The 23741-nt window shown below is 72.0% G+C and carries 24 protein-coding genes, 2 tRNA genes and 1 pseudogene; 14 read left to right on the forward strand and 13 right to left on the reverse strand.

Annotated elements, in window-relative coordinates; all coding sequences use genetic code 11:
- Positions 1–6 precede the first annotated feature (6 nt).
- Positions 7–522: a DUF3145 domain-containing protein gene (locus tag FU792_RS09155; RefSeq protein WP_022925582.1), complete on the reverse strand. Its 516-nt coding sequence runs from the start codon at positions 520–522 to the stop codon at positions 7–9.
- A 215-nt stretch (positions 523–737) separates the two neighbouring features.
- Here FU792_RS09155 and FU792_RS09160 point away from each other — a divergent pair, with 215 nt between their 5' ends.
- From FU792_RS09160 to FU792_RS09185, 6 genes and pseudogenes are all read left to right on the forward strand, one after another.
- On the forward strand, positions 738–1157 hold the full coding sequence (locus tag FU792_RS09160; RefSeq protein ID WP_022925583.1) for a CBS domain-containing protein: 420 nt from the start codon (positions 738–740) through the stop codon (positions 1155–1157).
- Between the two features lie 65 nt (positions 1158–1222).
- Positions 1223–1296, forward strand: a tRNA-Ile gene (locus tag FU792_RS09165).
- 162 nt (positions 1297–1458) lie between these two features.
- A pseudogene (locus FU792_RS09170) lies at positions 1459–2231 on the forward strand (amino acid ABC transporter ATP-binding protein).
- A gap of 24 nt (positions 2232–2255) precedes the next feature.
- A complete protein-coding gene (locus tag FU792_RS09175) occupies positions 2256–3128 on the forward strand; it encodes a glutamate ABC transporter substrate-binding protein (protein ID WP_022925585.1) in 873 nt (290 codons plus the stop codon).
- An 80-nt stretch (positions 3129–3208) separates the two neighbouring features.
- Positions 3209–3892: an amino acid ABC transporter permease gene (locus tag FU792_RS09180; protein ID WP_022925586.1), complete on the forward strand. Its 684-nt coding sequence runs from the start codon at positions 3209–3211 to the stop codon at positions 3890–3892.
- Entirely contained in the window at positions 3889–4830 is a 942-nt protein-coding gene (locus FU792_RS09185) for an amino acid ABC transporter permease (protein WP_022925587.1), read from the forward strand. Before FU792_RS09180 ends, FU792_RS09185 begins: the two co-directional genes overlap by 4 nt.
- 100 nt (positions 4831–4930) lie before the next feature.
- On the opposite strand, the gene FU792_RS09190 is transcribed toward FU792_RS09185, so the two are convergent.
- Positions 4931–5335: an MEDS domain-containing protein gene (locus FU792_RS09190; RefSeq protein WP_033418983.1), complete on the reverse strand. Its 405-nt coding sequence runs from the start codon at positions 5333–5335 to the stop codon at positions 4931–4933.
- A gap of 182 nt (positions 5336–5517) precedes the next feature.
- On the opposite strand from FU792_RS09190, the gene FU792_RS09195 reads away from it, so the two are divergent.
- The 4 genes from FU792_RS09195 to FU792_RS09210 all read left to right on the forward strand — a co-directional run bounded on the left by FU792_RS09195 (position 5518) and on the right by FU792_RS09210 (position 8820).
- Entirely contained in the window at positions 5518–6684 is a 1167-nt protein-coding gene (locus FU792_RS09195; RefSeq protein ID WP_022925589.1) for a glutathione-independent formaldehyde dehydrogenase, read from the forward strand.
- Position 6685: 1 nt separating this feature from the next.
- The gene (locus tag FU792_RS09200) at positions 6686–7255 is read left to right on the forward strand and encodes a type 1 glutamine amidotransferase domain-containing protein (RefSeq protein ID WP_022925590.1); all 570 of its coding nucleotides are present in this window, start codon (positions 6686–6688) and stop codon (positions 7253–7255) included.
- A complete protein-coding gene (locus FU792_RS09205; protein ID WP_022925591.1) occupies positions 7252–7554 on the forward strand; it encodes a putative quinol monooxygenase in 303 nt (100 codons plus the stop codon). Before FU792_RS09200 ends, FU792_RS09205 begins: the two co-directional genes overlap by 4 nt.
- 141 nt (positions 7555–7695) lie before the next feature.
- Positions 7696–8820, forward strand: a complete 1125-nt coding sequence (locus FU792_RS09210; RefSeq protein WP_193559848.1) for an NAD(P)/FAD-dependent oxidoreductase — start codon at positions 7696–7698, stop codon at positions 8818–8820.
- 570 nt (positions 8821–9390) lie between these two features.
- Here FU792_RS09210 and FU792_RS09215 read toward each other — a convergent pair.
- The 3 genes from FU792_RS09215 to dnaG form a co-directional block, all read right to left on the reverse strand.
- A tRNA-Asn gene (locus FU792_RS09215) sits at positions 9391–9463 on the reverse strand.
- A gap of 47 nt (positions 9464–9510) precedes the next feature.
- On the reverse strand, positions 9511–10074 hold the full coding sequence (locus FU792_RS09220; protein ID WP_022925593.1) for a hypothetical protein: 564 nt from the start codon (positions 10072–10074) through the stop codon (positions 9511–9513).
- A 3-nt stretch (positions 10075–10077) separates the two neighbouring features.
- Positions 10078–12012, reverse strand: a complete 1935-nt coding sequence (dnaG, locus tag FU792_RS09225) for a DNA primase (protein WP_022925594.1) — start codon at positions 12010–12012, stop codon at positions 10078–10080.
- 161 nt (positions 12013–12173) lie between these two features.
- Between dnaG and FU792_RS09230 the strand changes: the two genes are divergently transcribed.
- Positions 12174–13718 (forward strand): MDR family MFS transporter, encoded by a 1545-nt coding sequence (locus tag FU792_RS09230; RefSeq protein ID WP_022925595.1) that lies wholly within the window; start codon positions 12174–12176, stop codon positions 13716–13718.
- 4 nt (positions 13719–13722) lie between these two features.
- Positions 13723–14685, forward strand: coding sequence for a non-homologous end-joining DNA ligase (ligD, locus tag FU792_RS09235; RefSeq protein ID WP_022925596.1), 963 nt, complete (start codon positions 13723–13725; stop codon positions 14683–14685).
- Positions 14686–14734: 49 nt separating this feature from the next.
- Here ligD and FU792_RS09240 read toward each other — a convergent pair whose 3' ends face one another.
- From FU792_RS09240 to FU792_RS09270, 7 genes are read right to left on the reverse strand one after another with little or no spacing between them, the layout of a single operon-like run.
- Positions 14735–16219, reverse strand: coding sequence for an AMIN-like domain-containing (lipo)protein (locus tag FU792_RS09240; protein ID WP_022925597.1), 1485 nt, complete (start codon positions 16217–16219; stop codon positions 14735–14737).
- Entirely contained in the window at positions 16216–16725 is a 510-nt protein-coding gene (locus FU792_RS09245) for a SigE family RNA polymerase sigma factor (RefSeq protein WP_022925598.1), read from the reverse strand. The genes FU792_RS09240 and FU792_RS09245 overlap by 4 nt, the downstream gene beginning before the upstream one ends.
- 54 nt (positions 16726–16779) lie before the next feature.
- Complete coding sequence (locus FU792_RS09250) at positions 16780–17910, reverse strand: phosphotransferase family protein (RefSeq protein ID WP_022925599.1); 1131 nt, start codon at positions 17908–17910, stop codon at positions 16780–16782.
- Positions 17907–18926, reverse strand: coding sequence for a nitronate monooxygenase (locus FU792_RS09255; RefSeq protein ID WP_022925600.1), 1020 nt, complete (start codon positions 18924–18926; stop codon positions 17907–17909). Before FU792_RS09255 ends, FU792_RS09250 begins: the two co-directional genes overlap by 4 nt.
- Positions 18923–20200, reverse strand: a complete 1278-nt coding sequence (locus tag FU792_RS09260) for a deoxyguanosinetriphosphate triphosphohydrolase (RefSeq protein ID WP_022925601.1) — start codon at positions 20198–20200, stop codon at positions 18923–18925. Before FU792_RS09260 ends, FU792_RS09255 begins: the two co-directional genes overlap by 4 nt.
- Before the next feature lie 23 nt (positions 20201–20223).
- The gene (locus tag FU792_RS09265) at positions 20224–20757 is read right to left on the reverse strand and encodes a hypothetical protein (RefSeq protein WP_022925602.1); all 534 of its coding nucleotides are present in this window, start codon (positions 20755–20757) and stop codon (positions 20224–20226) included.
- On the reverse strand, positions 20757–21029 hold the full coding sequence (locus FU792_RS09270; protein WP_022925603.1) for a DUF2277 domain-containing protein: 273 nt from the start codon (positions 21027–21029) through the stop codon (positions 20757–20759). Before FU792_RS09270 ends, FU792_RS09265 begins: the two co-directional genes overlap by 1 nt.
- Positions 21030–21089: 60 nt before the next feature.
- On the opposite strand from FU792_RS09270, the gene FU792_RS09275 reads away from it, so the two are divergent.
- Together FU792_RS09275 and FU792_RS09280 are read left to right on the forward strand one after the other, a co-directional pair.
- The gene (locus tag FU792_RS09275; RefSeq protein ID WP_022925604.1) at positions 21090–22337 is read left to right on the forward strand and encodes an aminotransferase family protein; all 1248 of its coding nucleotides are present in this window, start codon (positions 21090–21092) and stop codon (positions 22335–22337) included.
- Positions 22334–23185 carry a sulfurtransferase gene (locus FU792_RS09280; RefSeq protein ID WP_028131126.1) on the forward strand — a complete coding sequence of 284 codons (852 nt, stop codon included), beginning with the start codon at positions 22334–22336 and terminating at the stop codon, positions 23183–23185. Before FU792_RS09275 ends, FU792_RS09280 begins: the two co-directional genes overlap by 4 nt.
- On the opposite strand, the gene FU792_RS09285 is transcribed toward FU792_RS09280, so the two are convergent.
- Positions 23186–23710, reverse strand: coding sequence for a type 1 glutamine amidotransferase domain-containing protein (locus tag FU792_RS09285; RefSeq protein WP_022925605.1), 525 nt, complete (start codon positions 23708–23710; stop codon positions 23186–23188).
- Positions 23711–23741: the final 31 nt, after the last annotated feature.

The following is a 23741-nucleotide window of genomic DNA, read 5'->3' on the forward strand; positions in this document are numbered from 1 at the left end:
CCGTCGTCAGCCGACCTTGTGCAGCCAGGTGGCGGGTGCTCCCTCTCCGGCGTGCCGGTAGGTCTCGAGCTCGGCGTCCCACGCCGCCCCGAGCGCCCGGTCCAGCTCCGCGGTCAGCGTGGCGGCCGACCCGGCGGCGGACTCCATGATGGTCCGGAGACGGTCCTCGTTGACGACGACGTCGCCGTTGGCGGACAACCGGGCGGTGTGCAGCCCCAGGCCCGGGGTGTGCGTCCACCGCACGCCGTCGCTCCCGCGGCTGGCTTCCTCGACGACCTCGTAACGCAGGCCGTCCCAGCCGCGCATGGCGCTGGCGATGGTGGCACCGGTGCCGGCCTCGCCGGTCCAGGCGAACTCGGTGCGCATGGTGCCCGGCTCGGCGGGCTGGGTGACCCAGTCCAGCGAGACCCGGGTGTCGAGGACACCCTCGATCGCCCAGGCGATGTGCGGGCACAACGCGGTCGGGGTGGAGTGAATAAACACCACCCCGCGAGTCATGACTCGTGGCATGACAGCGGACATCCTGGCCTCCTGTGTGGTGAGGGACGTCTTCCCCAACGACCTCGACCACCGGCGGCGACCAGCAACATGCGCACGTAGACCGCGTGCTGAGCCCCATCATGCTCTCTCGTCACCGCAGGAGCAAGTGCATCGACAGATTCGTGTCGTCCCACCCGTCACAGGAGCACCGCGTCAGAACGGGTGACGCGACGTCAGCCGTCTGCTAGTTTCACGCCATGCGCGTCGCGGACCTCATCAAGAAGAAGGGCAGCACGGTCGCCACCCTGCCCGCCACGGCCACGCTCGCCGAGCTGCTCGAGGTGCTCGACGACCAGAAGATCGGTGCCGTCGTGGTGCTGGACGGCGAGGACGTGGTCGGCATCGTCTCCGAGCGCGACGTCGTCCACCACCTGCGCGGCGGCGCCGGGAGCGGGGCCGCGCTCAGCGAGCTCATGACGACCTCGGTGCAGACCTGCACCATGGACGACGACCTCACCCACCTGGCCACCACGATGACGCAGGGCCGCTTCCGGCACCTGCCCGTCGTCCAGGACGGCCGGCTCGAGGGGATCGTCTCGATCGGCGACGTCGTCAAGGCCCGGCTCGACGCGCTCGAGGCCGAGCGCGACCACCTGGAGTCCTACCTGCGGCAGTGAGCCCGGCGGGTGAGGGCCACCGCGCGTGCCGACCCGCTCCCCCGCCCACCTAGACTGACCCGCGAGGGCCAGTAGCTCAGCCGGTCAGAGCAGCGGACTCATAATCCGTCGGTCGTGGGTTCAAGCCCCACCTGGCCCACCGGCGGCCGACCTGGGCACGGATGTGCACGTCACGCAGCCCGCTCGACCCGGTTTCCGGTGCACAACCTCGTCCAGGTCGGGGACGGCCGAAGGTCACAATGCGGTGACAACCACCGCGAGTTGCCCATCTTCAGGGGCAGGCCCGTCTAGGGTGCGCGACATGACCGACTCCCGTGAGTCGCCCGGCTCCGGCCTGGGCGCACCCTTGGTCGTGCTCAAGGACGTCAACAAACACTTCGGCGACCTGCACGTGCTCCAGGACATCAACCTGACCGTGCACGAAGGTGAGGTGGTCGTCGTCATCGGGCCCTCGGGCTCGGGCAAGTCGACGCTGTGCCGCACCATCAACCGGCTGGAGTCCTACGAGTCCGGCACGATCACCATCCACGACGACGAGCTGCCCAGCGAGGGCAAGGCGCTGGCCAAGCTGCGGGCCGACGTGGGCATGGTCTTCCAGAGCTTCAACCTCTTCAGCCACAAGACGATCCTCGAGAACGTCACGATGGGGCCGATCAAGGTGCGCAAGAAGAAGGGCGCCGAGGCCAAGGCCCGCGCCATGGAGCTGCTCGAGCGCGTCGGCGTGGACCACCAGGCGGACAAGTACCCCGCCCAGCTCTCCGGCGGCCAGCAGCAGCGCGTCGCCATCGCCCGATCGCTGGCGATGGAACCCACCGTGATGCTCTTCGACGAGCCGACCTCGGCGCTGGACCCGGAGATGATCAACGAGGTCCTGGACGTCATGACCAGCCTGGCCAAGAGCGGGATGACGATGATCGTCGTCACCCACGAGATGGGCTTCGCCCGCAAGGCCGCCGACCGCGTCGTCTTCATGTCCGACGGAGCCATCGTCGAGGAGAACACCCGGAGGAGTTCTTCACCCACCCGAAGTCCGACCGTGCCAAGGACTTCCTCGGCAAACTACTGACCCACTGACCAGCAACGACACAAGGAGATCCCATGCGTTCCACCACCTTCCGGATCGCCGCGCTCGCGGCCGCCGCCTCCCTGACCCTCGCCGCCTGCGGCGGTGACGACGGGGGCGAGGCCGACGCCGGCGGCGGCGAGTCCAGCGAGGAGAGTGCGGCTGAGGGCGGCACCGACGGCGAGACCGTCACCATCGGCATCAAGTTCGACCAGCCGGGCCTCGGCCTCAACGAGGGCGGCGACCCGACCGGTATGGACGTCGACGTCGCCAAGGCGGTCGCCGAGGAGCTCGGCTACACCGAGGACCAGATCGAGTGGAAGGAGGCGATCTCCGCCCAGCGCGAGGACCTGCTGGAGTCCGACCAGGTCGACATGATCTTCGCCACCTACTCGATCACCGACGAGCGCAAGGAGCGGGTGCAGTTCGCCGGTCCGTACTTCGTCGCCGGCCAGGACCTGCTGGTGCCGACCGACAGCGACATCGAGGGCCCGGACTCCATGGGCGACGCCATCCTGTGCTCGGTGACCGGGTCGACCTCGGCCGCCCGGGTCAACGAGGAGTACGGCGTGGCGCTGCAGGAGTACGGCAGCTACTCCGAGTGCATGGAGGCCATGGCCTCCGGCCAGATCGGCGCCCTCACGACCGACGACACGATCCTCGCCGGCTTCGCCGCCCAGGACGAGTACGCCGGCCAGTTCAAGGTCGTCGGCAACACCTTCTCCGAGGAGAACTACGGCGTCGGCCTGCCGCAGGGCTCCGACCAGTGCGAGGAGATCAACGAGATCCTCAACGGGCTGTGGGAGGACGGCACCATGGACCAGATCATCGAGGACAACCTGGGCGCGGCGGACTACACCCCCAACGCCGACCTCAACCCGCCGGAGGCCGGCGGTCACTGCGCCTGAGTGCCTGACTGACTGACCCGTCTCGCTGCGCCGGGGCCCACGCGGCCCCGGCGCAGCCACCACCCTGGAGGGAGCAGCCCGTGCTGGAGCTCATCGAGCAGTTCAACGTCATCGGGGCGTTCTGGCTCAACATCAGGCTCGCGGCCGTGTCCTTCGTGCTGGCGTTGGTCCTGGGGACCGTCGTGGCGATCCTGCGCCTGGCTCCGGTGTCGGTGCTCAACTGGTTCGGCGCCACCTACGTCACGCTCCTGCGCAACACCCCGCTGACCCTCATCATCGTCTTCGCCAACCTCGGCATGTGGCTGCAGCTGGGGATCGAGTTCGTGCCCCGGGAGAACAACCCCAACTTCATCCTCGAGAACAACTTCTGGCTCGCCGTCCTGGGCCTGACCGTCTACCACGCGGCGTTCATCTGCGAGGCGATCCGCTCTGGGGTCAACACCATCCCTGTGGGCCAGAGCGAGGCCGCTCGCTCCATCGGCCTCGGCTTCGGCCAGAGCCTGCGCGAGGTGATCCTGCCCCAGGCGTTCCGGGGTGGCATCACCCCCATCGGCAACGTGCTCATCGCCCTCATCAAGAACACCACCGTGGCGGTGGCCATCGGCAACCGGGAGATCGCCTACCAGATGCGCAATATGATGGAGTTCCGCCCGGACGCCGGCATCCTCATCTTTCTCATCGTCGCCATCGGCTTCGTCATCCTCACCCTGCCGGTCGGGCTCGGCACGAGTTGGCTCTCCGCCAAGCTGGCGGTGAAGCGATGAGCGCGCAGCAGGTCCTCTTCGACATCCCCGGGCCCAAGGCACGGGCCCGCCACCTCCTCTACGGCGTGCTGGGCACCCTCGTGCTCCTGGGCCTGCTGGTGCTCGTCCTCATCCGGATGGCCAACAGGGGCCAGTTCGAGGCCGCGAAGTGGACGCCGTTCCTGGAGAGCAACACCTGGACCTTCTACCTCCTCCCCGGGCTGCTGGCCACCCTGCAGGCGGCCGCGGTGGCCGTCGTGCTGTCCATGGTGTTCGGCATCGCCCTGGCCATGCTGCGCATGTCGGACCTCGCCCCCGTGCGGTGGGCCAGCGGCGTCTTCGTCGAGTTCTTCCGGGCCGTCCCCGTGCTCATCATGATGATCTTCACGTGGCAGATGCTGGTGAAGAACTCCACGATGGTCCGCCTCATGGACTCCCTGGGGCTCACCGGGGCCAACGCGACCTTCATCGCCGTCGTCGTCGGACTCGTGCTCTACAACGCCTCGGTCATCTGCGAGATCGTCCGCAACGGCGTGGGCTCGCTGCCGGGCGGCCAGCGCGAGGCGGGGCTGTCCATCGGCCTGAGCTCGGCCCAGGTGCGCCGCTCGATCCTCGTGCCGCAGGCCCTCACCTCGATGCTGCCCGCGCTCATCAGCCAGATCGTCGTCATCACCAAGGACACGGCGCTCGGCTACATCATCACCTACCCCGAGCTGCTGACCATGACCCGGCGGCTGGGCTCGGCCAACGCCAACACCCTGGCCGCCTACCTCGTCGCCGCCGTCATCTTCATCCTCATCAACTACGCGATCACCAAGCTCGCCGAGTGGATCGAGGGCCGCCAGCGGCGCACGCGCCGCGCCACCCCCGGCGCCGACGCCCAGACCCAGGACGAGGAGCAGGCCGGCCAGCGCGCGGCCGGTGCCGCGCTCGGAGCCCAGGCCAGAGCCGGCGGCTGACCCACGGCCCCAGCCGCACAGGGCGCGCGGACAGAACACACCAGACGTGCGGTCGGAATGTACCGGACGCGCGCTGCACATACCCGGACGCCCGTAGCCCCTACCGGCACCCTGACTCGGCCAGCTCCTCCAGGTCCGCGATGGACGGTAGCTGTGTGAGCCACCAGGTGGCTTCCGCGCTGAGGCGGACGAAGGGCGCGCCGTGATCGTCCAGAGCCGTACGGACAGTCGTGTCCCAGCAGGTGAGAATCTCGTCGATGTCGAAGTTGTCCTTCGTGAACTCCTGATCCCCCGCCGTTCGCACGATCAGCTGGCTGGGCCAGTCCCCACGCGCCAGGGACTGGACCCGATCAGGGTTGTGGTCGCTCACGGCGACACAGCACGTGTGCCCCGCCTGGAGCCCCTCTGCACCGTAGGGACCTCGCAGTTCGTCCCCCTGAGCGCCGCCTCGGTACATGCAGCACAGATGCGTCCCGGGATCGACTTCGAGTCCATGGAAACTCATGGGTCCTCACTCACTCTCGGGGGCAGCCTTGTGCCCACCGGCGGAGCATGTGTGGGGAGTTGTGCACTCGACCCAAGTCACCCCCCGTGGCTTCGGCCTACCGTGCCCATGACTTCCTCGTGGTACGTTCCGAAAGCAAGGGATGTCGAAAAGTCACCACACACAACCATAGGAGATTTGCCATGAAGGCTGTCGTCTATCAGGGACCCAAAGATGTCGCGGTCACGGACGTTCCGGACGCGGAGATCGAGCGGCCCACCGATGTGCTGGTCAAGGTCACAACGACCAACATCTGCGGCTCTGACCTGCACATGTACGAGGGGCGGACCTCCTTCGAGAAGGGCCGGACGTTCGGTCACGAGAACATGGGGGAGGTGGTGGAGGTCGGCACCGGAGTAGAGAAGGTCAAGGTGGGCGACCGGGTCGTGCTGCCCTTCAACATCTCGTGCGGGTTCTGCAAGAACTGCGAGCGCGGGCTCACGAACTACTGCCTGACCACCCAGCCTGACCCGTCGGCCGCCGGTGCGGCCTACGGCTTCGCCGAAATGGGCCCGTACGGCGGTGGGCAGGCAGAACTGCTCCGGGTGCCCTTCGGCGACCACAACGCGCTGCGCCTGGGTGAAGACGCGCAGGACAAGGAGAACGACTACGTCATGCTCTCCGACATCTTCCCCACCGGCTACCACGCCACCGAGATGGCCGGCGTGATCCCGGGCGACAGCGTCGTGATCGCCGGGGCCGGCCCCGTGGGACTGATGGCCGCCCTGTCCGCGACGATCAAGGGCGCCGCGAAGGTGATGGTGGTCGATCGCCACCCCGACCGGCTCGCGCTGGCCGAGCAGATCGGAGCGATCGCCATCGACGACTCCAAGGTCGACCCCGTGCAGGCTGTGCTGGACGAGACCATGGGGCTCGGAGCCGACCGTGGCTGCGAGTGTGTCGGCTACCAGGCCCACGACCCTGAGGGCAACGAAGACCCGGCTGCCACCTTGAACATGCTCATCAACTCGGTCCGGTTCACCGGCGGGATCGGCACCGTCGGCGTGTTCGTCCCCGAGGACCCGGGGGCCAAGGGCGGATTGGCCAAGCAGGGCAAGGCGGCCATCGACTTCGGCACCCACTGGTTCAAGGGACAGACCATGGGCAACGGTCAGTGCCCGGTCAAGAGGTACAACCGCCGGCTGCGAGACCTCATCGCGGCCGACAAGGCGAAGCCGTCCTGGATCGTCTCCCACGAGATCTCGCTGGATCAGGCTGCCGACGCCTACAGGAACTTCGACTCCAGGTCCGAGGGTTGGACCAAGGTCGTCATCAAGCCCGGCATGTCAAACGGAAAGAAGGCAAACTGATATGGCAGCAGATCTTCAGGGCAAGAGGGTCGCGATCCTCGCCGCCGACGGCGTCGAACGCGTTGAGCTCGAGCAACCCCGCGAAGTACTGGACCGCGCGGGCGCTCAGACCGAGGTCCTCTCGATCCACGACGGCGAGATCAAGGCCCGTAAGAACGACCTGGATGAAGCGGGCACGTTCACCGTCGACGGGCTGGTCGCCGACGCCTCGGTGGGCGACTACGACGCCCTGCTGCTTCCCGGCGGCACGGTGAACCCCGACCAGCTCCGGGTCGACGAGGGCGCCGTTTCCTTCGTCCGCGGCTTCGTCGAGAGCGGCAAGCCAGTGGCGGCGATCTGTCACGGGCCGTGGACGTTGATCGAGGCCGGCGTGGCCGCGGGTCGCACCCTGACGTCGTACCCGAGCATCCGCACCGACCTGCGCAACGCCGGCGCCGACGTCGTCGACCAGGACGTGGTGATCGACAAGAATCTCATCACCAGCCGCTCGCCGGAGGACCTGCCGGCGTTCTCCGAGGCGATCGTGTCGCAACTCGCGGGCACCACGACACAGGAAGAGGAGAAGTCATGAGTGTGACCAAGGGACTGCTGGTCAGGTTTGACGCGTTGCCCGGCAAGGAGGACGACGTGAAGGAGTTCCTGGACAGCGGCCGTGCGCTTGTCGATGACGAGCAGGCGACCACCGCGTGGTTCGCGATCCGCCTCGGGCCGACCTCGTTCGGAATCTTCGACGTGTTCCCCGATGACGCCGGACGTGACGCCCACCTGTCCGGCCCTGTTGCGGTAGCTCTCGGCGAGCAGACCGGCACGTTGTTCTCCGAACCCACGATCGAGAAGCTCGACGTACTGGGCTCCAAGCTCCCCGCCTGACACCACAGACCGGGAGTACTGGCCCAGACAGGAGGGGTCGCTGAACGCGGTGACTTCGGGCTGACACAGCCCGTTGACGTCGTGGCAGCGGCCCCTTCTCTTGCGGCCGATCGCACATCACCAGCAGATCGAGGAACCGCGATGACAAGAACTGACGACGGCGTTGCCACGACGCGTTCACCCGAGGTAGCAGTGATCGGGGGCGGGATCGTCGGTCTGTCGACGGCGTACGCGCTGCAAGAGCAGGGCGTGCCGGTGCGGTTGTACGAGGCTGGTCTGCCCGGGATGGGTCAGTCCGCAGGCGAGTCGCGGATCTTCCGGCATGCCCACGACGACCCGCGACTCGTCACTTTCGCGCGCGAGAGCCGTGCCGTATGGGATGAGTGGGCCGAGCACTTCGACGTCGAGCTGGTCTCATCAGACGGCGTCGTGGCGATCGGCGACGGCGCGCTCGAACGGCTGCGAGTGCTCGACAAGGTCGGCGTGGCGGCACGTGAGATCGACGCGGACGAGCTCGCGGAGCGGATGCCGCTGCTCGCGGGGTACTCCGGGCCTGCGATGTTCGACGAGGCAGGTGGAGCGATCCGCACGCGCGCCGCGATCACGGCACTCACGGATGCGCTGGGGGATGCCGTCGTCACCGGTGAGGTGATCTCGATCGACCACCGCGCCGATGGGACGGTTGAGGTGCGCAGCGTCACCGACTCTGCCATCCATTCGAAGGTGGTCGTGTGTGCCGGACGTGAGACCGCCCGCCTGGCGCGCAGCGTCGGCCTCTCGTTGCCGGTCCGCCTTGCCGCACACGTGCGGCTGACCTTCGACGTGAGAAGCGCCCCGCCGGCGCAGGTCGCCTGCCTGCAGGACAGCAGTGGTGAGTTCGGAGAGGTCGGCGTCTACGCCGCCCCCCTGCCGGGCAACAGCCGGTATGCGGTCGGACTCAGCCAGACCGTCGGCGTCCGCGACGACGGCACGTTCATCGACCCGGCGGCCATTCGGTCATTGGACCAACGCGCGCACGACTACGTAGCGCGAGCACTGCCCGGCCTCGACCCGGAGCCGCGTGACTTCCTTCACTGCTGGGTGACCGAACTCCCGTGGAGTGAGGACGGCGTGGCCGTCTGGGAGGCAGGCAGCATCTCCTTCGTCGCCGGTCACAATCTGTTCAAGCAGGCACCGGCTCTAGGGCGCGCCCTCGCCCAGGCTGCGACCGGTGGCGGTCTCGCCGCCGAGCTCAAGTCCGAAGCGCGCTTGGGGGAACTGCAGTAGTGAGCTGTCGATGGTGACCGAGTCGATGCCGACAAGTCGGGCTCCCGCCTCGATGAGGTGCCGCGCCGTCCTCCGTCAGGTGGGGGGTGCCAGACGTCGCCATACTGCGCCGTGGCCCAGTACCGGTCCCATCCGGTGCGCACAGCGCCGCCGCGTCCTCGACGTCCTACCCGGCCACTGAGTCAGCCCCTATGGGTCCGGGCCCGGCGTCGATGACCACCGCCGGCAGGAGGGCGCACCGCTCCAGCGGCAACCCAGACAGGTCGTGCCCGTCCCGGAAGCGATGGGCAGGGGTGTCGAGGTAGGTGCAGTGGCCGCGCCCTCCCCTCGCTCAACTACACGGTCTGAGCGTGAAGGCGCCGAGGTCGCCGCCCGAGGCCAGGGCGCCGTCCGCAACAGCCAGGGGCTCCTCGGCGTGCCGCGGCGGGCCCGCGGGCATCGCAGGCAGCCTCCAACGGGACCCTGACAAGACCGCCCTCGTCGTCTTGTGGGGGCTGGCCATCTCCCACGTAGCCCCCACGCGAAACCCCCTCCAACCTATTTTTGCTGGTCAGAGGGGGTTTGAATGCGCTCCCCCGACTGGACTCGAACCAGTAACCTGCCGGTTAACAGCCGGCTGCTCTGCCAATTGAGCTACAGGGGATCGTGCAGCCGAAACTGTAGCAAGAGCCACCCCGGGCGCCGAAATCCTCAGGGCACCGGCGGCAGGCCCACCTGGTCGCGCAGCTCGACGCGGGCCGACCGGACCGCCGCCGCCAGCTCGGGGTCCTCCTGGTCCGCACCTCGGCCCCAGAGCACCTGCTCCACCAGCTCTCGGGTCGGCAAGACCTTGCGGATCGTCACCCGGGCGCCGCGCCGGGGGCCCAGGTCGACCGAGCGCAGCAGGACGACGCTGGCCGAGGTGCGCTCGCGGAAGACCTGCGGCACGGCCCCCGGACCGGTGCGCCGCTGCAGCACCCACTGACGCCCGTCCAGCCGGTTGACGAAGGCGACGCTCAGCGCCCACAGGTCCGGGTCCCACGCTCCGGTGTCGACCTCGTGCCACGGCCGCTCCAGCAGCACCCCACCGTCCTCCCCGACCTCCAGCAGCCGGAAGGTCGTGAGCACCAGCCAGGCGCCTCCCGCGTCCTCCTGCGCGCTGGCGAGGACCTGCTCGCGCGGCGCGAGGTCGGGCCGGACCTGCGCGGGAAGGTCGCCCGGCGCGCGCTCGGGTCGCGGCGTCTCACCGATGCGCCTGGTGCGCCAGAACCGCACGTCTCACTCCATCCTGGCCCGCAGCCGGGCCCGCTCGCGGTGCAGCTCCATGAGCCGCTCGTCCAACCTGCGCTTGTCGGTGCTGCCGTCGGGCGCCCGCGACTGCTGGCCGAGCAGATCGGCCACCTCCTGCTCAACCCCGGCCAGCCGCACCCGGAGTACCAGCCAGTCGACGAAGGCCTCGCGCGGCATCCCCGTCTCCGGGTCCAGCCGGTCCGGCAGCATGGCGACCGACAGCTCGTGCACCAGCGGGTGCACGGGCGGCGGGGTGCCGGCGAGCACCGCCTCGACCCAGGACCGCGCGCTGCGCTGAGCTGCGCCCTGCACTCCCCCGGCCTCGCGCATCGCGTGCCAGACCGCCCGGTGCATCGGCGCGCGCAGCGCCTCGGGCTCGAGCTCGTCCATGTCCTCGGCGACGATGGCGAGGGGATACTGCAGCGCCACCTGCACCAGCTGCCGCTCGGCCACCTGAACCGGGTCGCGCAGGTCGGGCTGCGGGAGCGAGGGCTGCTCCGGTCCCTCCCGGGTGGCCTCGTCGGGGGCGGGGGTGCGCGGCGCGGCCTGCACCGGCCGGCTCTGGGCGCGGTGCACCTCGGTCGCGAGGACGTCAGGGTCGACCCCCATCCAGCCGGAGACGTCGCGCACGACCTCGGGCCGGAGCGTGCGGTCGCGGATCTGCGCCAGGATCGGGGCGACGGCACGCATGGCCTGGACCCGCTGGGCCGCCTCGGACAGGTCGTAGGGCGCGAGGGTGGTGCGGACCGCGAACTCGAAGAGCGGGGTGGCGCTCTCCACCAGGTCCCGCACCGCCCGGCCCTGCTCCTGCCCCTCGGCATCCTTCGTCGCGATCCAGAGGTCGTTGGGGTCCTGCCCGTCCGCCGCCACCGCGACGTAGGACTGGGCCGCCCAGCGCTGGTCCTGCTCGAAGGCCTTCATCGCCGCCTTCTGCCCGGCGGCGTCGCCGTCGAAGGTGAAGATCACCTTGGCCGGCGCCCGCCCGGCCTCGTCGCGCAGGATGCGCCGCAGGATGGAGATGTGGTCACCGCCGAAGGCAGTGCCGCAGGTCGCCACCGCGGTCTCCACACCGGACAGGTGCGCGGCCATGACGTCGGTATACCCCTCCACCACCACCGCGGTCCGCTCGGTCGCGATCGGCTTCTTGGCCAGGTCGAGGCCGTAGAGCACGCCGGTCTTCTTGTAGATCGGTGTCTCGGAGGTGTTGAGGTACTTCGCCGGGCTCCAGTCGTCGTCGTAGAGCCGGCGGGCGCCGAAGCCGACGGTGTCGCCGGTGATGGCGCGGATCGGCCAGAGCACCCGGCCCTGGAACCGGTCGGAGAGCCCGCGCCCACGACGGTTCGCCAGTCCCCCGAGGACCAGCTCCTCCTCGGTGAAGCCGCGGCTGCGCAGGTGGGACACCAGCGCGGTGCTCTCGCGGGGGGCATACCCGACCATGAAGCGGGTGGCGTGCTCACCGGTGAAACCCTTGTCGCGCAGGAAGTCCCGACCCTTGCGTCCCTCGCCGGAGCGCAGCAGCGCCTCGTGGTAGAACTCCTCGGCCACCCGATGCGCCTCCATGAGCCGGGTCCGCTGCCCGACCGGCGCCTGCTCGCCCCGCCCGCGCCCGCCGGTGCCGATCTCCTCGTAGCGCAGCGTGATGCCGAGCTTGTCCGCGAGCCGCTCCACCGCCTCGGCGAAGGTCAGGTGGTCGATCTCCATGAGGAAGGAGATGACGTCGCCACCCACGCCACAACCGAAGCAGTGGTAGCTGCCGACCGCGGTGCGGATCTGGAACGACGGGGTCTTCTCGTCGTGGAACGGGCACAGCCCCTTCATCGCACCGACGCCCGCGGTCCGGAGGGTCACGTGCTCGCGCACGACCTCCTCGATGGAGGCGCGCTCCTTGACCGCCTTGACGTCCTCGTCCTTGATGCGGGGCATGCGCACCTCCCTTCACCGTCGTCGTCCTGCCGAGTCTAGGTCGGCCGGCCCCCTGACCCCGTCGCCGGGCGAGAACCTGGGGACGACGTGGGCCGTGCCCGGCTAGGATGGAATGCCCCGGTCCGCCGATGAGTTGACCCGGCCACGGCTGTCCCACCCCCATGATCCGCGAGGAGACCTCGTTGTCCGCGTCCGTCCAGGCCACCACCCAGGCGCCGTCGCCGGAGGACGCGCGGGTGCGCCTCGTGCTGCGGGTGCTCACGGCGGCCGCCTTCGTGGTGATCCTCAACGAGACGCTGATGCTCAACGCGCTGCCGCCGCTCATGGCGGCCTTCGGCGTCGACGCCGGGGCGGGCCAGTGGCTCACCACCGGCTTCATGCTGACGATGGCCGTGGTCATCCCCATGACCGGGTGGCTGCTGAAGCGGCTGTCGATCCGCTCGGCCTTCCTGCTCGCGATGAGCGTCTTCATCGTCGGCACGGCGACCGCGGCCTTCGCGCCCACCTTCTCGGTCCTGCTCGTGGGCCGGGTCATCCAGGCCAGCGGCACCGCGGTGATGATGCCGCTGCTCATGACGACGATCATGACGATGGTGCCGCCGGAGCGCCGCGGCAGCGTCATGGGCAACCTGACCCTGGCCATCTCGGTGGCCCCGGCGATGGGTCCGCCCGTCTCTGGGCTGATCCTGCAGCTCGCCGGTTGGCGCTGGCTCTTCCTCCTCGTGCTGCCGATCGCGGCGGCGATGCTCGTCGGCGGCGGACGGCTCCTGCGCGGCAGCGAGCCGGGGCGGGAGGCGCGCCTGGATGTGCCGAGCGCACTGCTCACCGCGATCGGCTTCGGGGGACTCGTCTACGGCCTCAGCGCGCTCGGCGAGGGCGCTCCCGGTCCGGCGGGGCCCGGCACCTCGCTGACCGTCGGCGTCATCGCGCTCGCCGTCTTCGCCTGGCGGCAGCTGCGGCTCGCCCGCCGCGACGAGGCCCTGGTCTTCCTCGACCTGCGCGCGCTCCGGGTGACCCGGTATGCCGTGCCGCTCGCCCTCATGTGCCTCGCCTTCATGGCGCTCATCGGGGCGATGCTGCTCCTGCCGATCCTGCTCCAGGAGGTGCGCGGCTTCAGCACCCTCGCCTCCGGCCTCATGCTCATGCCGGGCGGTCTCGCGATGGGGCTGCTGGGCCCTACCGTCGGCCGGCTCTACGACCGGTTCGGCCCCCGGCCGCTCGTGGTCCCCGGTGGCATCGGGCTGGCGACGGGCATGACGGGGATGGCGCTGCTCGCCACGCAGGTGCCCTGGTGGGGCCTGGTGGGCCTGCACGTGCTGGTCAGCCTGTCCCTCGCCTTCATCTTCACGCCCTGCTTCACCGCCGGCCTCGGGGCGCTGCCGAACCGGCTCTACAGCCACGGCAGCGCGATGCTCGGCACCGGGCAGCAGGTCGCCGCGGCCGCCGGGACGGCGCTCGTGGTGACCGTCATGGAGACCCGTGCACACCAGCTCGGCGTCGGCGGCCTGGGCGAGGTCGAGGCGCTATCCGGCGGCATCGGCGCCGGCCTCGTGGTCGCGACCGCCATCACCGTCGGCGTGCTCATCCTCGCGCTTTTCGTGCGCGCTTCGCTGCCGGAGCGGGCGGACGATCCTGCCGAGCGCAGGGACCAGGGGCACGACACCGCCGGAGGTGCGGGCACGGCATACCCCGAGCCCGTAGCCTGAGCCCATGCCCAAGGCGACCAGCCCCGCGACCGAGGTCGAGGTGGGCGGTCGCACCGTCCGGATCTCCAACCCCGACCGGGTCTACTTCCCCGACCTCGGGTTGACCAAGCTCGACCTGGCGCACTACTACCTCGCGGTCGGCGACGGCATCGTCACCGCGCTGCGGGAGCGGCCGTGCATGATGCACCGCTTCCCGGACGGCATCGGCGGCGAGCGGGTGCACCAGAAGCGGCTGCCGCGCGGCGCCCCGAAGTGGATGGAGACCGTGCACGTCACCTTCCCGCGCTGGAACCGCACCGCGGACGAGCTGTGCGTCACCGAGCTGGCGCAGGTCGTCTGGTCGGTGCAGATGAGCTGCGTGGAGTTCCACCCCTGGAACAGCCGCCGCGGGCACGTCGAGCAGCCGGACGAGTGGCGGATCGACCTCGACCCCGGCGACGAGTGCGACTTCGCGACCGTGCGCCGCGTCGCGGGCGTCGCCCACGAGGTGCTGGACGAGCTGGGCGCGACCGGATGGCCCAAGACGACCGGCTCCAAGGGGCTGCACGTGTATGTGCGGATCCCGCCCGAGCACGGCTTCGCCGACGTCCGCCGGGCGGCGCTCGCCTTCGCCCGCGAGGTGGAGCGGCGCACCGACGACGCGACGACGACCTGGTGGCGCAAGGACCGGGACCCACGTCAGGTCTTCGTCGACTTCAACCAGAACGCCCGAGACCACACCATCGCGGCGGCCTACTCCGTGCGGGCGACAGCCGACGCACGGGTCTCGGCGCCGCTGCGGTGGGACGAGGTCGCCGACTGCGAGCCGGGCGACTTCACGGTCCGCACGATGCCGGAGCGGTATGCCGAGCTCGGCGACCTGCACGCCGGCATCGACGACGCGGTCTTCGACCTCGCGCCGCTGCTGGAGTGGGCGCACCGGGACGAGGCCGCCGGCGAGCAGACCCCCGACGCGCCGGACTCCTGAACCGCCCCCGGACCTCGGCACACCCGCCCACCGACGAGGCTCGGAGCAGTCAGGGAGTCGCCGCCGCCCCGGTGTCGACATCGACGACGAGGCGCAACGGGTCGCCGAGGGTGAAGACCCGGTAGGGCCGGGGCTCACCGTGCATGCCGACGAACACCTGGAGCTGCCCCTCGAAGGGTGTGGTGCGGATGACCTCGACCACGGCACCCAGGGAGTGGGTGTCGAGACCGTAGTCACCGCCGTCGTAGACCGGGTCTCCCTCAGCCGGGTAGGCCATGCCCGCGAGCACGAGCTGCAGCACGCTGTCCCCCGCCACCCCCGCCGGCAGACCTGACCCGCCGCGGGTCGGCGAGGCCTCGTAGGACGCCACCCAGCCCGGACCGGTCGTCGGGCCCGCCCCGGTGAGGTCCACGACGACGCGGTCGAAGCCGTCGTGGCGACCGGCCCGCACCGACGGGGCGTAGAGCGCGCCGCCGGCGGCCACGCCTCCCCCGCCCTCGGTCCGCAGGACGGGGTCGGTCCACGGGAGCTCGGGCCCTGCCCCGCCGCCCGGGTCGACCCCGGTGCCCGGGTCGACGACGGGAGGCTGCGGCGCGGGGACGGGGGCGACGGGCTCGGTCTCCTGCGGCGACGGTTCCTGCGCCGACGGCTCCGGCTCCTGGACGGGGTCCGCTGGGTCCTCGGGGTCCTCCGTCGGCTCCACCGAGGTGGGCCCGGGCGGGTCCGGCTCCTGCGCTGCGCCGGTGGGGTCGGGCTCCGCACCGGTCGGGTCGGGGTCAGGGCTGGTGGAGTCCGTACGCACGGGGTCGGGGCCGGTCGGCTCGGGCGTCGTGGCGGCCACCGGCTCGTCGGTCGTGGGCGCGACCACCGTGAGCAGCAGCAGGCCCGCCTGCTCACCGCCGAGCCGGTGCAGCGAACCACCGCCGGCGAGCGCCTCCATCCAGAAGTCCTCCGCCGCCTGCACCTGCGCCGGGCAGCCGAGGTCGGTGGTCATGAGCTCCGGCGGCGCGAAGGCGCCGTCCGGCTCGAGCCGCAGGGCACCCGTGGCCATGGCCTGGCCGCAGCCGTCCACCGAGACGCCCCAGCCACCGCCGACCGCCGGGAAGGCGAGCTCGGTCGCGGCGTCCGCCCCGACGACCTCGGCGCTGTCCCCGCCGCGCCACAGGTCCTCCTGCAGGGTCCACCGGGTGCCGGTCAGCTCGCCGGCGTCCACGGGGGTCACCGCGGACAGGGCGGCGGGGTCGGGGGTCTGCGCGGACGGCGTCGCGGCGTCGGCGAAGACGAAGGTGGTGCCGCCGGGAGGGAACTCCGCCGCCACCCCGTCGAGCCCGTCACCGCCGCCGAGGACGCCCGTCTGCCACACCAGGGCACCGGCAGCCACGGTCGCCAGCGCGCTCGCGACCCCGCCGCCCACGCGCTTGCGGGTGCGGCGCCGTCGGCCTGCGCCCCAGGGCGCGTCCGGGACGACCCGCTCGTCGCCGTCGATCCTCGACGCACCCTCGAGCAGGCCCCGGACGTCCACCTCGTCGGTCATCCCAGACTCTCCTTCTCCTGCATCGCCCCGAGCCCCTGCGCGCCCAGCTCCTCGCGCAGCCGGGCGATGGCGTGGTGCGACAGGCTCTTCACCGTGCCTGGTCGCACCCCCATGACCTGCGCCGTCTGCGCCTCGGTGAGGTCCTCGAAATAGCGCAGCACGAGCGCCGCCCGCTGGCGGGGCGGCAGGGTCCGCAGCGCCGCGTGCACCTCGTCGTCGCGCGCCCGGGCCTCGGCGCCATCAGGTATACCGCGCTCCGGCAGGCGCTCCACCGCCACCTCCCGACGGGTCCGACGCCACCACGAGACCCGCTTGCGGTAGATGACGCGGCGCACGAAGCCGTCCGGGTTGTCCACGCTCTCCCACTTCTCCGCGAGGGCGATGAGGGCCTCCTGCAGCAGGTCCTCGGCGAGGTCGACGTCACCGCAGAGCAGGTAGGCGGCACGGCGCAGCCGCGGCCCTCGGGCCGCCACGAACTCGCCGTAGGCTGGATCCGCCGTCAGCACCGCGGCCTCCTCTCGTGCTCCACACCAGGATGTCGCACCAGGGCCGCGAATGGTTCAGTTCGCGGGATCTCGCTGCGACCAAGCGGCGCCGAAGGCGGGGTAGCCGGGCAGCTCCAGCCTGCCGCGCGCCGGCGCCCACGACCTCCTCGCCCACACCGTCGCCTCCTCGCAGAGCGCCGCGACGTCCGGCAGCTCCTCGGCACAGGCGCGCGCCACCCAGCCCCACCGGTGCAGCAGCAGCGCCCGGAAGGCCGGGCCGGTCCTGCCCTCCGGCGCCATCGTGCGGTCGGCGACCGCGCCGTCGAGGAGCCACAGGGTGCCGGAGAGCACCCAGAGCGCCACCGCCGCACGCACCTGCCGCGGCCAGCGGGGGTCGGCGGCCAGACCGGGCAGGCTGCGCTTCGCCTCCCGGGTGAAGGCGGTCAGGGTGGCCTCGGTCAGACCGGCGGGCGGCGTGAAGACGCACCAGCAGGTGCTGAAGGGCTCGGCCGCGTAGGCCGCCTCGTAGGCCACGTGGCGCACCCCGGCGCCCTCGACGTCGAGCAGCCGGACCCCGGGCGGCGTGAGCACCGCGTTGTCCGGGCAGGCGTCCCCGGGCCCCAGCACGTGCCGGTCGGTGTCGTGCCGCAGCTCGTCGACGACGTCCAGCGCCTGCGCGACCGCCGCGCGCCCGGACCGCAGGCCGGCGACGTCGACCAGGTGCTCCACCCCGCGCCGCGGGTAGTCCTCCTGCCACCGGCGGTCCTCGGCGAGCAGGGCGCTCCCGAGGTCGTCGCGCGCGTGGGCCAGCGACTCCGGCCCGGCCGCCAGGGAGCCGCCGAGCGTGCCCGCCCAGGCGACGGTATGCCCCCAGGCCGCCCCGGGGTCCGCCCCGAGCAGCGCGTCGGCGAGCGTGGCCCCTGCCCCGAGGTCCTCCATGACCAGCACCTGGGCCTCCTCATCGGCGAGGAGCAGCTCGGGGGTGCCGCGCAGGTGCCGGAGACCGACCATCTCCCGGCGCCAGCCCATCGCGGCGGACCGGCCCTCGGGCTGCGGGAGGAAGCGCTTGACCACGACCGAGGATCCCCAGGCGGCAGGTCCCCGCACCACCTCGCGCCGGGTGACCTCGGAGCGGGTCGACCCGCCCAGCGGCGACGGATCCCCCAGCCGCACCCCGTCCGGGAGCAGCCCCGTCAGGTCCGTCATCCGGCCAGCTCGCGGACGATCTCGCCGGCCGGCCGCTCCTGCGCTGCCCGCCACCCGGAGCCGGCCCAGACGTGGAGGCGCTCGACGTCGCCCTGCTCGGCCGCCGCGCGGCGCAGCGGCTTGGTCAGCTGGTCCACGACCGGGAAGGCGGCGGGGGCATCGGCATACTCACGGGTCCAGCCGTTGGCCACGGCACCGGCGACGCGCCCGGTGAAGGCCCGGGTGAGCACCCGCTCGGTGTGATGCTGACTCCGCAGCGCCGCCCGGTAGGTCCTCGACGCCCCGGACTCGTGCGCCAGCAGGATCGCGGTGCCGACCTGCACGCCGGCCGCGCCCGCGGCCAGGGCACGACGCACGTCACCGGGAGTCGTCACGCCGCCGGCCACCACCGCCGGGACACCGAGCCGGGGCAGCGCTGCCTCGAGGAGGCCGAGGTGGTCGACCGGCTCCGGCTCGACCGACGGGTCGTGCGTCCCCCGGTGGCCACCGGCCTCCCTCCCCTGGAGCACCACGACGTCGGCGCCCGCCGCCTGCGCCGCGACGGCCTCCGCGACGCTCGTCGCGGTGAGGTGCACCTCGCAGCCCGCGCCCTTCCAGCGCTGCACCACCGAGGCGTCCGGCAGCCCGAAGGTGCAGGACACGACCGAGGGCGCCAGGGTCTCCACCAGGTGCACCTTGGCCTCCCAGTGGTCGGTGTCGTGCCAGCTCGGGAGGCCCACCTCGGTCCCCAGCGCAGCTGCCTCCCCGGCGATGTGTCCGGCGAAGTCGTCCACCCGCGGCTCGAGCGCGGCCCGGTCCAGCGGTCGCGGCACGAACAGGTTGACGCCGAAGGGACGGTCGGTGAGGTCGCGGACGTGCACGAGGTCGGCCGCCACCTGCTCGGGCGTGCGGTAGCCCGCGGCGAGCATCCCGAGCCCGCCGGCGTCGCTCACCGCGGCGGCGAGCAGCGGGCTGGACACGCCGCCGGCCATCGGGGCGCCGACGACCGGTCGCTCCCAGGTCTCGACGAGGCTCATGCGACCTCCCGCATCCGTCCGTGGACCGCCAGCGCCCGCGCGTCGGACAGGCTCGCCACCTGGTCGACGACGGCCCGCAGCCGTGCCCGGTCCTCGCCCGCCTGCTCGGCGGCACGCACCGCCTCCGCGTGCAACGGGTCCAGCCGGCCCGGGTCCGTCGCGTAGTGCTCCACGAGCTCGGCGACGACCTGCTGCTGGTGCTCCATGGTGCTGCGCCGCTCCTCGCTGAGCATGACGAAGTGGGCCGCTACACCCTTGAGCGCGGCCGCCTGGGCGCGCACCCGGTCGGGGACGACGAGGTCCGCGGCATACCGGGTGAGCGGTCCGGGCCCGTGGCGCTCGCGCGTCGCCAGCTCGACGGTATGCACGAAGTGACCGATGAGCCGCGAGGTCATGTCCTTGAGCGCCGCCAGGTCGGCGCGGGTGCCCGTGTGGCTGGTCGGCACCCACCCGGTGCCGAGGATCTCCCCCAGCGCCTCGCCGAGCGCGCCCTCGGCGAGGTCGGGTGCATACCAGTCGTGCGCGAGCGCGGCCACCGTCCGCTGCACGTCGGCGGAGCGCAACGCACGCGGGTCGATGCGGCCCGAGGCGATCGCGTCCTCGACGTCGTGGACGCAGTAGGCGACGTCGTCGGCCCAGTCCATGACCTGCGCCTCGAGGCACCGGCGGTGGGGCTGACCCGTGGGCGCCCCCGACCGCACCCAGGCGAAGACGGGCGCGTCGTCGGGGTAGACGCCGAACTTGCCGGGCGGCGTGCCCTCGGGACCGGCACCACGGGACCAGGGGTACTTCGTCGCGGCGTCGAGGCTGGCCCGGGTCAGGTTGAGCCCGGCGGGACGACCGTCGTCGTGGCTGCGCTTCGCCTCCAGCCGGGTGAGTACCCGCAGCGACTGGGCGTTCCCCTCGAAGCCCCCGGCAGCCGCGGCGATCCGGTCCAGCGCGGCCTCCCCGTTGTGGCCGAAGGGCGGGTGCCCGATGTCGTGCGCGAGGCACGCGGTGTCGACGACATCGGCGTCGCACCCGAGGGCCGCGCCGAACTCCCGCCCGATCTGCGCCACCTCCAGCGAGTGGGTGAGGCGGTTGCGGACGAAGTCGTCGCTGGTCGGCGAGACCACCTGCGTGGTCGCCGCCAGCCGGCGCAACGCCGCCGAGTGCAGCACCCGCGCCCGGTCCCGGGCGAAGTCCTGCCGGTCGGACCGCTTCTGCGCAGGGTCCTCGGCCAGCCACCGCTCCCGGTCGGACGCGGCATACCCGCCCTGGCCCTCGCTGCTCACCCCCGCAGCGTATGCCGCGCGCCTCACCCGCCGCGGCGTGGCTGCCCCCCGCCGCCGACCGTGGCACCGGCGTCGAGCCCGCGACGCCCGGTGACCGCCGCCCGCAGCGAGCGCACGCCCCGCGCCAGCACCGGGCCGACCGGTCGCGTGGGCACGTCGACGTAGCCGCCCCGCTTCAGCCCCGCCCGGCGCTCGAAGACGCTGCGCGCCGCGCGGTCGCCGGTGCGCAGCCAGGACCACCCCATCGAGGCGAGGTAGAGCGGCAGAAACGGCAGCCCGAGGCAGGCGGCCCACTGTCGGCTGTGCGCCAGCTCGTGGTCGAGCAGCCCCGGCCGCAGCGCCCGCAGCGCGTCGAGGTCGTGCCGGCTGATGACGACGTCACCGACGGTGAACGCGCCGGCCACCGGGAAGGACCAGCGGTAGTGGTCGGCGAGGTAGCACCGGGAGGGACCACGACGGACCCGGGCACCACCCGCAGCGGCGACGCCGAGACCGAGCGGCGTCGAGAGGTTGACCCAGTTGAGCAGGTGCCGGAGTCGATCCGCCCGCGAGGCCATCAGGCCGAGGCGTAGCGCTTGGCCGCGCGGGCCCGTGCCTTGGTCGCCTCCACGTCCCGGTCCTTCGGCGGTGCCGACGTGACCAGGGAGTCGAGCAGGTCCTGCGTCGCCGCGGCGATCGTGGCGACCGCCGTGGCGTAGGCCTGCTCGTTGGCCTGCGAGGGCTTGCTCGCGCCGCCGACCTTGCGGACGTACTGCAGCGCGGCGGCCTGCACCTCGGAGCGGGTGGCGGGCGGCTCGAAGTTGTTGAGCGGGCGGATGTTGCGGCACATGCCGCCCACTCTGCCACGCCCCCAGCGGCCCCGTCCGGTGCTGCCGCTAGGGTCGGGACCATGGGCACCTTGTGGCATCCGTTCTCCGATATGGGCGCGGTCGAGCAGACCGGCGAGCTGATCCTCACCCGCGGCGAGGGGGTCCACGTCTACGACCGGGACGACCGGCGCTACCTCGACGCGACGGCGGGGCTGTGGTTCACCAACGTCGGCCACGGCCGTGGTGAGCTGGCCGACGCCGCCGCCGAGCAGATGCGCCGGATCGCGGCATACTCCACCTTCGGCGACTACGCCACCGACACGGCGGTGGCCCTCGCCGACCGGTTGGAGGGCATCGCCCCGGTCGCCGGGAGCAAGATCTTCTTCACCTCCGGCGGCTCGGACTCCATCGACACGGCCGCCAAGATGGCGCGCCGCTACTGGGTCGAGCAGGGACGGCCGGACAAGACGGTCTTGCTCTCGCGCTCCAAGGCCTACCACGGCATGCACTACGCCGGCACCGCACTGGCGGGGATCCCGGGCAACCGCGAGGGCTACGGCGAGTTGGTGCCCGACACCGCGCAGGTCGAGTGGGACTCCGCGGAGAGCCTGCGGTCGACGATCGAGGGCGTGGGCGCCGACCGGGTCGCGGCCTTCTTCTGCGAGCCGATCATCGGCGCCGGCGGGGTCTACCTCCCGCCCGAGGGCTACCTCGCGGAGGTCCGCAAGATCTGCACCGAGCACGACATCCTCTTCGTCGCCGACGAGGTCATCACCGGCTACGGCCGCTTCGGCGGCTCGTGGTTCGCCAGCGCGGCGCTCGGGCTGGAGCCGGACATGGTCGCCACGGCCAAGGGGCTGACCAGCGGGTATGCCCCGATGGGCGCCGTCCTCGTCGCACCCCGCGTGTGGGAGCCGTTCTTCCGGCCGGGGGCCGGGGTCTGGTTCCGGCACGGCTACACCTACTCCGGGCACGCGGCCTCGGCAGCCGTGGCCCTGGCCAACCTCGACCTCATCGAGCGGGAAGGCCTGCTGGACGAGGCCGACCGGCTCGCGCAGACCCTGCACCGTGAGCTGGCCCCGCTGGCCGGGCACGACCACGTCATCGAGGTCCGCTCCGGCCTGGGTGCCGTGGCCGCGATCCAGCTCGCCGACCCGGCGACGGCGATGCGCTTCGCCGTCGACGTGCGCGGGCACGGGGTGGCGACCCGCGCGTGCGGCGCCGGTGCCATCCAGGTCTCGCCCGCCTTCGTCATGACCGACGAGCAGGTGCAGGAGCTGGCCGGTGCGCTGCGCGCGGCCCTGGACGCGATGCCGGCGGCGGCATGACCGGCCCGCTGGTCACGACCACGCAGCTGCAGGGCATGCGGGTCGGGCCGGAGACGGACCGCCCGGTGCTCGTGGACGTGCGCTGGAGCCTCGGCGCGGGCGTCGCGACCAACCGGGCGGCCCATCTCGAGCTGCACCTGCCGGGGGCCGCCTTCCTCGACCTGGAGGGCGTCCTGTCCGACCCGCTCCCCGGCGACGGTCACGGCGGCCGCCATCCGATGCCCTCGGCGGAGCGGGTGCAGGAGGGGCTGCGTGCCGCCGGCGTCCGCGCCGACCGTCCGGTCGTGTTCTACGACGCCGGCCCGGGGCTGGGCGCGGCGCGGGCGTGGTGGGTCGCGGCCTACTACGGCCTCGAGCGGGCCGCGGTGCTCGACGGTGGGCTCGCCGCGTGGACCGCCGCCGGGCTGCCGGTCGAGGGGGGCGCGGTCCAGCCCGAGCCGGGCGACGTCGTCGTGGAACCCGGCGGCCGTGAGCTGCTCGACGCCGACGCGGTCCAGGAGCACCTCGCCGCGGGCGGCCAGCTGCTGGATGCCCGGCCCGCCGACCGCTACCGCGGTGAGAACGAGACGATCGACCCGGTCGCCGGCCACGTCCCTGGCGCGCTGAGCCTGCCGGCGCTCTCGCTCGTCGGTGAGCAGGGCTTCGTCGACGCCGAGCACGTCGTCACCGCACTGACCGGGGCAGGCGGGCGCACCGACCGTCCCACCGCGGTCTACTGCGGGTCGGGGGTGCAGGCCGCGCACCTCGCCCTGGCCCTGGAGGCACGCGGGGTCGGCCCGCGGCCGGCGGTCTACGTCGGCTCGTGGAGCGACTGGATCAGCGACCCCTCGCGCCCGGTCGAGCGCTGATCAGGAGCCGAAGGCCTGGACCAGCTCCCGGTTGAAGGCTGCCAGGTCGGCCGGGGTGCGGCTGGAGACCAGCCAGCTGTCGACCACGACCTCCTCGTCGACCCACGTGGCCCCGGCGTTGCGCAGGTCGGTCTGCAGCGAAGGGAAGGACGTCATCCGCCGCCCGTCGAGGACGTCGGCGTCGGTGAGGATCCACGCCCCGTGGCAGATCACCGCGACGGGCTTCGCCTGCTGGCCGAAGTGCCGGGCGAAGGCGACGGCGTCGGTCTCCATCCGCAGGTGGTCGGCGTTGCCGGTGCCGCCGGGCAGCACGAGCGCGTCGTAGTCCGCGGGGTCGGCGTCGCCGACGACGGCGTCCACGTCCTGAGAATGCCCGTTCTTCCCGGTGATCGACCCGCCCTCCGGCGCGATCATGTGGGCGCTCCCGCCCGCCTCCACGACGGCGTTCCACGGGCTGGTGAGCTCGCTGTCCTCGAATCCGTCCGTGGCCAGGAAGGCCACCTTCTTGCCGTCAAGTTGTCCCATGTCCCCCACGGTAGGAGCCGTCCGGCCGTGC

The sequence above is a fragment of the Serinicoccus marinus DSM 15273 genome (assembly GCF_008386315.1).
GTDB lineage: Bacteria > Actinomycetota > Actinomycetes > Actinomycetales > Dermatophilaceae > Ornithinicoccus > Ornithinicoccus marinus.